Source organism: Bartonella sp. AP36NXGY (assembly GCF_042195865.1).
Lineage (GTDB): Bacteria > Pseudomonadota > Alphaproteobacteria > Rhizobiales > Rhizobiaceae > Bartonella.
On record NZ_JBHIPD010000087.1, the window covers coordinates 1 to 1,786 of the forward strand.

General features: G+C 35.8%; 1 protein-coding gene and 1 pseudogene. Both read right to left on the bottom strand.

The genetic code is table 11. The annotated features are described in order from the left end of the window. The coding region (locus ACFINX_RS09925) for an ABC transporter substrate-binding protein (protein WP_375621876.1) at positions 1-713 on the bottom strand (713 nt) is incomplete at its 3' end. 908 nt (positions 714-1,621) lie between these two features. After that, positions 1,622-1,786, bottom strand: a pseudogene (locus ACFINX_RS09930) (ABC transporter substrate-binding protein); the annotation flags it as partial.

A 1,786-nucleotide genomic window follows, 5' to 3' on the forward strand; every position in this document is an offset into this window, starting at 1 on the left:
TCCCCCCAATAATTGGAGCTTGCACGCAACAAAATTCCTTCTCCAGGGCGCCAACTCTCTAGCTGATAAGGACCAACGCAAGCAGAATGGCTTGCCAAATACCGGTTTCCCATATCACCATTTTTTTCGTGTTTCATGAGTGTCTCACGATCAAGCAAAGCAAGAGTACGACTAGTGGCAAAATGGCTAAGAATGAGCTCTGCTGGATAAGGTTTATCAAATTTCATCACAACCGTTTTGTCGTCCGGTGCTTGAAAAGCCTCATCAACGTTTTGTTCTGTAATCCCATATTCATTAAATGTCGCCGCAGTAGCCATCTTCAATTGAACAACCCGCTTCATGCTCCAAATAAGATCATTAGCATTCGCAGGACGACCATCATTGAACTTTAAACCATCACGCAAGTGAAAAGTAATCACCGTACTCTGATCATCACTTGAAACATCCCAACTCTTCGCTAAAGAAGGAACCATTTTAGCAGCATCATCTGTAGCAGAAACGACTAAATTATCACAAACATTAACAAGAACTTCATTACCATAACGGTCATTGATTTGTGCGGGATCAAATGTACTTATTGTATCAAGATTCCAAGCCATCACAAGCGTATCGGCAGGTGTTTTCGCTGAAACTTGTTGCACAAACATCCCCATTGCAAGAACAGCAGAAACAAAAGAACTGCCCTTTTTCAATATTTTTCTTTTCCCGTTCATAGAATTTTCCTTTTAAGATTTAAGGTTATTGTATAACTTCTCATGTGACAACATGCAAAAATGATAAGATCATGCTTAGAAAACACGCCTCCTAGAGGTAAAATATCAAAATCTCTAAAAGCAGCAGCCACTTTTCAAAAGCTCCTTCCCTCCCAAATACGTATAGAACAAACGAACATATGCAACGCAAAACGATCTGATTAAAATGAAGCTATCACGCACGATAGCACACGACATCACGGCACTTATAATTCAGAGCATATCAGACCAAAATCCTTCCTTGCTTCATTAAAAAGATTTCTTTTTCAAGTTTCTTCTTGCGATTTTCTAAAAAGTATCATCAAAGCGCTACTCTAATTGCTTCAAAAGCCTCAAAACAATTTGATATTTTGATGATCCTGAATAAATTTTTTCGTAACCATTTTCACCCTTCTTCAGAAGAAAATTCGAACTTTATTATAACTCCGTATCAAATAACAGCTTCGAACCTATAGATTATCATATTTTAAGTCATAAGGAATGTAACCTGAGGTATGAGAAGAGTAGCTTGATGTTTCCCCACGTACCCGCATACAACAGTTTTTCTCACCAAAACATTTTATAAAGTCCCCATTTTTTCAGAAACACTAAATTTTGCTTTATTCGTTACACCTGTCTTTTGCAACAAACAAATTTATTACTTTTTATACATATAAATTGAAATATCAAATATTAATATCTATATACGTAGAATTTATCGAAATAAATAACCTCTCTTCCCAATAGAATGTTTTGAAACAAAATTCTCTACACAACATGGTAATCCATTCCCGATAGAATTCAACGTATTGCAAAGTATTAAAGAGCTTTGCAATACATCAAATATATCATGACCATGTTTTTTTATATTTTATAAACCTGATACCTTTTTATTTTTCAATTGCACTATAAAAAATACGTGGTGCACTATTCCAAACCCATTTTTTGACATCAGGTGTCATCGCTACAGAAACATATGTCTGATAGATAAAAGCATAAGGCCCTTTCTGCATAAAATCACGTTGTAAATCAGCATACATTTGCGCCCGTTTTTT